Source organism: Mesorhizobium sp. WSM4840, assembly GCF_055811755.1.
Window position 1 is genome coordinate 90,372 of the sequence record NZ_JBVVQD010000026.1, and the last position, 9,001, is coordinate 99,372.

Consider the following 9,001-nt stretch of genomic DNA (forward strand, 5'->3'; position numbering starts at 1 on the left):
CGATGCAAGCGTCCACTGCATCCGATCTTGTTGCCGCCGCAAGGCCAGCACTCCGGATATCGGCCCGCTCGGTGTGGTCGGATCAGGTCTGGCATCTCGACGGCCATCGTCCCGGTGCAAACCGGAGCGACTTCTCGCTCGACTGGGGCTTTGCCCTTGCCGACGACAGCCGGCTCAGCGATCCGCAATGGGCTGACTGGCAAGAGGCGGCCAAATTGTTCCTGTGGAGCCTGAAGCTGGACCCGCCTCCAGGTCGCCGCAACGTTCACGAGTCGACGATCGTCCGTGTCTTCAACACGCTGCGGATGCTGATCCGCTGGATGGCGGCGCAAGGATACCGCAGCTTCGCCGATCTCGATCATGATGGCTGCGATAGGTTCATGGCGGCGATGGCGCAGCGTCCGGGCAGCAAGCCGGGCAAGGCGGTGATGACCGTGACCCTGCAACATTATGCAAACTTGCTGACATGCCTGTATCTTCAGGGAGCGAAGTTCCCCGAAGTGGCGATCGACGATCCATTCCCGGGGATCGCGCCCCCGTTCGTTCGCCGTGACCGGGGCTGGCTGCCCTATACGCCGGACGCGATCGCCGTGCCGTTAATCTCGGCGGCGTTGCGGCTGATCGAACAGCCGGCGGACGACGTCATCGCTTTGCTAACGCAGGCGCAGGCTGCCTATGACGACGCGCTTGCCAACGGGATCAGCCAGACGAAGGCCGGCTTCATCGTAACCGACGCGATCGCGCCGTTTACCTTCTCGACGCTGCCCGGCGAGGAAACTCCCTGGTATGAGGCGCCCGTCACGAGCACCAAGCAGGTGCGGTATCTTGCCAATCGCATTTACGACGCCTGCTTTGTCGTGATCGCTTATCTTGTCGGCGCCCGGGTCTCGGAGATCCTTGGCCTTCAGACCGGCTGTATCGAGCAGCATCGCTCCGGCGATGCCGGCGAGAACTTCGCCTATCTTGCCGGACAGATTTACAAGACGGCGCGCGGTGTCGATGGCCAAGCCCATCGCTGGGTTGCTCCAGCGCCGGTCGAGCGGGCGGTCGAGGTCATGGACCGGCTGTCCGCCCGCCTGCGGGCACAGAGTAGGCGATCCGAGCTCTTCCTGGTGACGGCCTGCACGGGGCTCGTCGGCCCTGCAGCCCGGATCAGCCTGCCAATCGTCAACACGATCATATCGCGGCTGAACAATCAGTTTGCGCCGTTCATCGGCCTGCCGGACCACGAGGGCGAACCCTGGCACCTGAACACCCATCAGGGCCGAAAGACCTTCGCCCGCTTCGTTGGCAAACGCGACCGGACCGGCCTGCATGCGCTTCAGGCGCACTTCGGTCATGTCACCCGGGCCATGACCGACCGCGGCTATGTCGGGACCGACTTCGCGCTCGACGACCTGATCGACCGGCATGCACAGGAGGAAACCCGCGCTGCCCTGGAAGAGGTGCTGACGGCGACTGAGCTTGCAGGCAAGGGCGGACGGATGATTGCCGAGCGCTCCCGCTTCCGCGGGCGCACGCGCGACGGCGATGTCCAGGCCTATGTCTCCTTCCTGATGGCGGAGACCGACCTCAGGCTCGGTGTCTGTGACCGGGTTATTGCGTCTACCGTGTCGAAACCGCGGCCTGCTTCGGCGACGAGCGGGGACCGAACCCTGTGCTGAGAACCGAAAGCACCTGTCTGTCCTGCGCCAACTTCGCCGTCACAGCCAGGCACAGGCCGGTCTGGCAGGCGCGCCGGGATCGCAATGCCGGCCTTCTCGATCACCCCGGGCTGGACCCGATCAGCCGGAGACTTGCCGAAGCCCGGATTGCCGAATGCGATCGCATTCTTGGCAATCTCGATCATGGAAAGGATGGTCGCGATGGCGCGTAAGACCAGCAAAATGCCGGCGCTAACGCCTCACGAAAAGCGGCTACGCAACACGAACCGCAGGCTGCGGGAAGCTCTGGGGCGGTTGGTAAAGGGGATCCCCACACATCCGGACCTGCAAAAACGATCCTACCGCCTGACTGTTGCGACGCTCGCGCGCGAAGCGCACGTCGGCCGCAACGCCATCTACACCAACCACCGGTCGATGATCGACGAGTTGCGCCGCGCTAGCGATCGCAAGATCGTCCCCGAGAAGCTGGCAGCCTGGGAAGACAAACTCGCCCAGCAGCGAGCTCTGATTCAGGTCTTGCAGATCGAGGAAAGGCGCAGGGTTACGGAAAACGCCGTCCTGCTGAAACGTATTCTCGAAGCCGAAGCGGAGGTTGCGCGGCAGAAGCATCACAACGCCCGCCTGATTGCCGAACGCGATCGAGCTGTGAAACCAGTGCCGCTCACCCGCGGGCCAAAATCCTGACGTCGTCTACGGTTGCCACTTCGTGTCGCCATGCTCGTCGAAGGAAAATTGTCTCCCCATCGATTGCCTGCGACCATCGTGCGCGGCATGATCTGCGGCATGCTTGACCCCTTCGATCCAGACAGCTTCATTGTGCGCGCCGAGGTTCATATCCTCGACGTCGAGCCCAAGATCAGCCGCACTCTCGAACTGCCAATCACACTCAACCTTGCCCAACTCCACGAGATTCTCCAGGCCGCCTTTGGCTGGACCGACAGTCATTTGCATCAGTTCAATATTGGCGGTCTTATCTATGGTGCCCCGGAGTTCGATGAGGACGGTCTGTCCGATAGCCGGACCTTCGAGGCGACCGAGGTCAGGATGATCGACCTTCACTTTCCCTACGATCCCGAGGAAAGCCCTCTCACGATCCTCTACGAATACGACTTTGGCGACAATTGGCGTCATCTGCTGCGCTTGGAGCGCGTCGCGCGCGAGGAGAGCGCCAAATATCCTCGCTGTATCGCCGCCGCACGCTCAGGACCTCCCGAAGACGCTGGTGGGCCTTCAGGCTATGCCAACTTCCTCGAGGCCTGGCTCGACCCAGACCATGAAGAACACAAAGCCATGCATCGATGGGTTGGCCGCAAGTTCCACCCGGAGTCCTGCAATCTCGATGACATCAACAAGGCTATCGCCAAAGCACTACGCGTATCAAAGGGTGGCTATCGCTTCCGTCAAGAAAGCCATCGTGATTGACACCAACCGGCTGCGCTTCAACGCCAAAGATACACCTAAAATGCAATCCGCAGCAAAAATGCTAAAAGAATCAGCGCCATCCAGCTAACAGGACACTTGACGCATAACCTAAGAGCTGCTCATGCGCCAGCGTCTCGGCCAGCGACCGCATTGCACCACCATCCTCGGCGCGCTCGATCACCAGCACGGCGATCTCTTCCAAACCCGCGGCAATCGCTTGCCTCACACGACGATGTCCGGCATCGATGACATAGCCGTTGCCGCCATCCGCTTCCGGCGCCACGACAGGTGGCTGCACGATGCCGACGGCGCGAATAGTGGCAAGCAGCAATGCGTCGGCCTGCGGGCTGGACTTCGAGCGTCGCGCCTTGTCAGGGTTGTCCTTCAGCGCACGCGGATCGACAAACTTCAGTTCCATGGAGATGCTCCTTCAAGGGGATTGCGGACACCGCCGTTCGCGGGTCCTTCCTCGTCTTCTTCCCGAAGACATCCCCCGGCCCGCGGAGCGGACGGGCAGGTGCAACTGCGGCCGAGCATCCCTGCCGGGCAGATCAAGCGGGGCTCTTGAGCCCTGCGCAGAGCGATCGGCCGGGATCGCGAGCGGCGCGGTTGAGCCCCAGCGTCAGCGGCCCGCCCGATCTGCGAGCGGGCTCTATTCTTCCTCCGTTTTCCTTGCTCCGTCCTGCGACGTGGATCCAGAACCGAACGATCCGAGACGGGACTCCGCCACGATTTGTATCGCGGCTTGACCGGATATCGGCGCGCCTCCTGTATCGTCTGCACCCGAGCCACCTTGAACCTTTGCCGCCGGTCAATGCCTGACACATTGACCGGCAGCTGTGTTGAGCCTGCTATGCGGCTGCACGCTGATCCTGGCCATCAATCGAAGACGCAAGATCGGTTTCGATTTCCGCAAGCTGTCGGCGCTTCTCGGCCAGTTCACCAGCGAATCCGAATTCGCCACCCTCACGCGAGCGATAGGAGGTGAGCCTGCGCTCGGCATCCTCAAGACGCTGGCGATATCGTTCCTGCTCGCCCTCGAAGCCGGCCAAGGCATGCTCGAGCCGGGCGATGGCGCCAAGCGGCGAGGTGGTGACGGGGAGCTCGATTTCATAATCGGCGCCGGTGCGCATCAGCATGGTGGCACAGCGGTAGCCGTCCTTGCCGAACCGCTCGCCGGAATATTCGAAATCGAACCCGCCGATGGAGGCGATAGTGGTTTCGCCTTGCTGCTGAAGCTGCACGAGAGTCAGGATTTCCTTCATCAGCGCACGACCGGCGAGTTTGCGCTCCGTGAACGCGTCGCCTCCGATCACCATGCTGAACCCATCGCCGGTGGTTGGCACGAGGCGCTCGATATCCTTCCCGACCTCGCCGATGCGCCGGGTCGAGTATTCGATATCGCGCTCGGCATCGCGGATCTGCCGTCGAACGGCGTGCTCATCATCAATGTGGGCCGCGCGAAGGCGCTCCAGACGGGCAATGTCTGCCTCCAGACCTGCCTTCTGCATAAGACGCGGATCGCCAGAGGCGATCGCCTTGGCCATCGCGAACTGGTTGGCCTGCCCCTCACCCATATCCTCCAACCGACGGATGGACGTGTCTCCGGAAAGGGCGGCCGCGATGAACCGGGCCTTGCGCTCGTTGTTCTGCCACATCTGGGCGTCCATCGATCCTTCCGTGGCGTAGGCGAAGATATCGATGACATCGTGCTGGTTGCCCTGCCGCAGGATACGGCCTTCGCGCTGCTCGATCTGGGAGGGAAGCCACGGCACGTCGAGATGATGCAGCGCCTTGAGGCGGAGCTGCGCGTTGACGCCGGTGCCCATTGTGTCGGAGGAGCCGATCAGGAACCGGACCTTGCCGGCCCGCACATCACCGAACAGGCGCTGCTTGGCTTGCGCCTTCTTGAAGTCCTGCATAAAGGCAATTTCCGATGCCGGAACGCCCCTGCGGACCAGTTCATCCCTGATCCAACGATAGGCTGAGAAGCCGCGGCTTTTCTCGACGCCGATCGTGCCGAGATCGGAGAAGATCATCTGCGCTGCGCCCGCAAGCTCGAACGGCTTGCCGTCGGCGCGGACATAGCTGCTTTGCGCTGTTTCCTGCCAGATACGGAAGGCATTGCCGATCAGCTCGTTGAGTTTGTTGTCCGGCTCATCGTCATTGTCCGGATCGACCAGGCGCAGGTCGATCGCGGCGTGCCGGCCATCGGTGATCACCGAGAGCAGGATGTCGTCACCAGGTTGTGCCGGACGGTCGCGTTCCTCGATGGCCTTGACGCGGGCGCCGAGCACCATCTGGTAGCGCTTGAAGGCCGCAGACGGCTTGGCGGTGACGATCTGACGTGCGCCGGTCGAAAGCGCCGGCACCTTCACATATTCGCGAAGGTCTTCCGGCAGCACCACATCCGCGAAGGAGCGGAACATCACGATCAGCTCCGGCACGTTGACGAAGGTGGCGAAGCGCGTCACCGGCTTGTATTTGCCGGATGGCTGCAATTCAAGTTCGGTCGTGACGTCGCCGAAGGTCGAAGCCCAGGCGTCGAACTCGTGCAGGCCGCGCTGAAGCAGCGCCTCGTAACCGAGATAGCGCTGCACCGAGAACATCTCGCCAAGCGTATTGGTGATCGGCGTGCCGGAAGCCAGCACGAGCGCCCGGCCCGGATTCTTCGTCTCCACGAACCGGGATTTGACATAAAGGTCCCAGGCCCGCTGGGAGCCGTTCGGATCGACGCCCTTGAGCGTCGACATGTTGGTGGCGAAGCTAAGCTTCCTGAACTCCTGGGCTTCATCGACGATGATCTGGTCGACGCCGATCTCGGAGATGGTCAGCAGGTCGTCCTTGCGGGTCGCCAGCGCTTCCAGCCGTTCCCTGAGCCCCTCCTTCAGCCGCTCGAGGCGCTTGCGCGAGACACAGTCGTCGCCCTCGACCTTGGTCAGCAGCGTCTCGTAGAGCTCCAGTTCTTGCCTGATCATCTGTTGCTCGAAGGCCGACGGCACGCCAATGAAGCGGAAGGCAGAATGCGTGATGATGATCGCGTCCCAGGCGGCGGTCGCCGCCCGTGACAGGAAGCGATGCCGCTTGTCCTTGGAAAAATTCGTCTCGTCGGCCACGAGGATCCGCGCGGTCGGATAGAGCGCCAGAAATTCGCGGGCCGCCTGTGCAAGGCAATGGCCGGGAACGACCAGCATGGCCTTGGCGATCAGGCCAAGCCGGCGCTGCTCCATGACGGCCGCCGCAATCGTCATGGTCTTGCCGGCGCCGACGGCATGGGCAAGGTAGGTCGAGCCGGCCGAGGCGATGCGCCAGATGCCGCGCTTTTGGTGCCCGTAAAGAGAAAAGGCGCCGGAGGCGCCTGGAAGTTGCAGATGATCCCCGTTGAATCTTCGGGGGGCGAGGTTGTTGAAGCGGTCATTATAGACGCGCGCCAGCCGGTCGGTCCGGTCAGGATCGGACCAGATCCAGGTCTGGAAAGCGGTCTTGATCTTCTGCAGCTTTTCCTTGGCAGCTTCCGTATCCACGACATTGAGCACGCGCTTTTCAGCATGGCCCTCCTTCACCGTGTCGAAGATCTGCGGCACCCGGCTGTTGAGCGCATCGGCGATGAGCTCGCCGGCATGACGGCGATCGGTGCCCCATTCGGACGTGCCAGCCGCCATCCATCCCAATTGCCGCGCCTCTACGGTCCACGATGCCAGCTCCGGCATATGATGGATCCTGATCTCGGCACCCATCGTCTCCTTGACGAAGGCGACGACGTCAGCGGCTGGAATCCATGGCGCGCCGAGACGCGCGGTGATATCCGAGGGACGAAGATCGGCCGGCTGCACGCCCTGCAGCGCCGTGACGTTGCGCTCATAGGCGAGATCGAGGGCGGCTGCGGCTTCCGCGACCTTCAACTTGTCGCGGACCTGACCGGAGAGATAGGCGTCGGCCGTTTGCCACGAACCGGTCTCCGGATCGCGGTAGATGGCGTCACCCAATTCGCCAATGACGTCATCGACATTTTCATGCAGCAATTCGGCGATGTGATCGATGTCAATATGGCCGCATTCGTTGAGCACGACGGCAAGCGCATCGGCAGCACTTGTGATGATGGGTGCTGCGGGCGGCGCGATGACGCGCTCGGTGAAAATCGGACCCGGCCGGGCGGTATTGGTCTCGAGATCGTAGTCTTCGAGAGAAGCCACCAGCCAGCAATCGGGATCATCGAGGAAGGGCTGCAGGTTCGGCCGGCGATGTGTTTCGCGCACTTCACCGGTTTCGGCATCCTCACTCACCGACACGGTAGTGAAGTTGATGGGCCCGAAGTCGCGCACAAAATTCGACCAGGCGATGCGCAGCTTGACTTGGGCCGGCTTCCAGGGCCGGTCGAGCTCCTGGGCCTTCAGCAGCTCGCGCACCGCATCACGGATGGGGATGAATTTGCGGATGATCCGCGCGTGCTTTTCGGGGATGCCTTCGGCGGTGCGGCCCTTGCGTACGGTGACGGTCACAGCAGCGCCACCGATCATCTGCGCAAGGGCGGTATTTCTCGCGACGAAGAAACTGCCCTCGCGCACTCCGGCGAATTCCGGCAGGGCATCGACAACGTCGGCACTGTCGTCGGCGTCATGATCAATCTCGTCCGGCTCGCCGTCATAAATGGCTTGTGGAAGGAGGGAGATCGCTGCGGTGAGCGCCCGCTCCAGATCGACACCGGGATGGGGCAGGCAGGAATAGGCCTCGCCGTAAGGCCCCGAGACAGTGGCATGCGTGCCGAGCACGAAATCCGGGTGGCGCGCGAACCAGCGGTTGACGCGGATCGCGCCTTCATCCTCCGTCGCCTGGCGGACCTCCTCGATGTCGAGCCAGGACAGATCACCTTCGGGCTCGGTGACCTTGCGCTTGCGGAAAAACAGCACGTCGACCACGACGTCCGTGCCGGCGTCGGCGCGGAAGCTGCCTTCGGGCAGGCGGATGGCGGCGATCAGGTCGGCCGTTTTGGCGATATGCTCACGCGCAGAGGAATCCGCCTTGTCCAAAGTGCCGGAGCTGGTGACGAAGGCGGCGAAAGCGCCCGGCTTCAACAGGTCGACGGAGCGGGCGATGAAATAATCGTGCAGGCGCAGGCCGAGCGAGCGATAGGCCCAGTCGGAGCGAATGGTGCGATCGGAAAATGGCGGATTACCGATGGCAAGATCGAAATTCGCCGGCAGATCAATGCGGGCGAAGTCGCCGGTGACGATACGCGCGCGCGGCTGCAACAGCCGGGCGATGCGTGCCGTGACGGGATCGAGTTCGATCCCGGTGACGTGTGACACATCGCGTAGCGCTTCGGGCATCAGCGCCGGAAACAGGCCCGTGCCGATGCCGGGCTCGAGCACACGGCCGCCGCGCCAGCCGAGCCGCTGCAGGCCTGACCAGATCGCCCGGACGATGAAGTCCGGCGTGAAGTGGGCATACTGGGTGCAGCGGGCGAGCGAGGCATAGTCGACCTCTCCGACTGCATCCTCCAGCTCTGAGCCGATTTCGCCCCAGCCTTTGCGGAAGTCGATCTCGCCGGGGCGGCGGAAGACGCCATTGGCAAGGTCGGACGCGCCGAAGCCGGTGAAGCGGATCAGCCTCTCCTGCTCCCCGAGCGTGGCCGGGCGCTCGTCCGCTTCGATTTCGCCGGCGAGCCGGATGGCCGCGATATTGTCGCGCGCACGCTCCTTCCAGCCGCGCGCCAGACCACGGCCTTCGGTGAGGTGGAAGTTCAAGCCGCGGGCGCGGCAGACGGTCGACGGCGGCCGCACGACTGCCGCGCTCGGCAGCGCGGGCGCGGGGGGGGGGGGGGGGGGGGGGCGGGGGGGGCCGGGGGGGGGGGGGGGGGGGGGGGGGGGGGCGGCGGGGGGGGGGGGGGGGGGGGGGGGGGGGGGGGGGGGGGGGGG

The 9,001-nt window shown here is 63.6% G+C and carries 5 protein-coding genes and 1 pseudogene; 4 read left to right on the forward strand and 2 right to left on the reverse strand.

Annotation, left to right across the window (positions count from 1 at the left end):
* Positions 1 to 2: 2 nt before the first annotated feature.
* From AC0L3I_RS27790 to AC0L3I_RS27805, 4 genes are all read left to right on the forward strand, one after another.
* Positions 3 to 1,664, forward strand: a complete 1,662-nt coding sequence (locus AC0L3I_RS27790; protein ID WP_473529003.1) for an integrase — start codon at positions 3 to 5, stop codon at positions 1,662 to 1,664.
* Positions 1,658 to 1,876 carry a hypothetical protein gene (locus tag AC0L3I_RS27795; protein ID WP_473529004.1) on the forward strand — a complete coding sequence of 73 codons (219 nt, stop codon included), beginning with the start codon at positions 1,658 to 1,660 and terminating at the stop codon, positions 1,874 to 1,876. Before AC0L3I_RS27790 ends, AC0L3I_RS27795 begins: the two co-directional genes overlap by 7 nt.
* Positions 1,866 to 2,348: a hypothetical protein gene (locus AC0L3I_RS27800; protein WP_473529005.1), complete on the forward strand. Its 483-nt coding sequence runs from the start codon at positions 1,866 to 1,868 to the stop codon at positions 2,346 to 2,348. Before AC0L3I_RS27795 ends, AC0L3I_RS27800 begins: the two co-directional genes overlap by 11 nt.
* A gap of 87 nt (positions 2,349 to 2,435) precedes the next feature.
* Complete coding sequence (locus tag AC0L3I_RS27805; RefSeq protein ID WP_473529014.1) at positions 2,436 to 3,086, forward strand: plasmid pRiA4b ORF-3 family protein; 651 nt, start codon at positions 2,436 to 2,438, stop codon at positions 3,084 to 3,086.
* A 112-nt stretch (positions 3,087 to 3,198) separates the two neighbouring features.
* On the opposite strand, the pseudogene AC0L3I_RS27810 reads toward AC0L3I_RS27805, so the two are convergent.
* Both AC0L3I_RS27810 and AC0L3I_RS27815 read right to left on the reverse strand, forming a co-directional pair.
* Positions 3,199 to 3,504: pseudogene (locus AC0L3I_RS27810) on the reverse strand (ParB N-terminal domain-containing protein); the annotation flags it as partial.
* A 433-nt stretch (positions 3,505 to 3,937) separates the two neighbouring features.
* Complete coding sequence (locus tag AC0L3I_RS27815; RefSeq protein ID WP_473529006.1) at positions 3,938 to 8,866, reverse strand: lactate dehydrogenase; 4,929 nt, start codon at positions 8,864 to 8,866, stop codon at positions 3,938 to 3,940.
* Positions 8,867 to 9,001: the final 135 nt, after the last annotated feature.

What these genes read in the sequence shown, in the direction of transcription:
- AC0L3I_RS27790 (WP_473529003.1), top strand. Translation starts at nt 3, where the DNA reads ATGCAAGCGTCCACTGCATCCGATCTTGTTGCCGCCGCAAGGCCAGCA.
- AC0L3I_RS27800 (WP_473529005.1), top strand. Translation starts at nt 1,866, where the DNA reads ATGGCGCGTAAGACCAGCAAAATGCCGGCGCTAACGCCTCACGAAAAG.
- AC0L3I_RS27805 (WP_473529014.1), top strand. Translation starts at nt 2,436, where the DNA reads ATGATCTGCGGCATGCTTGACCCCTTCGATCCAGACAGCTTCATTGTG.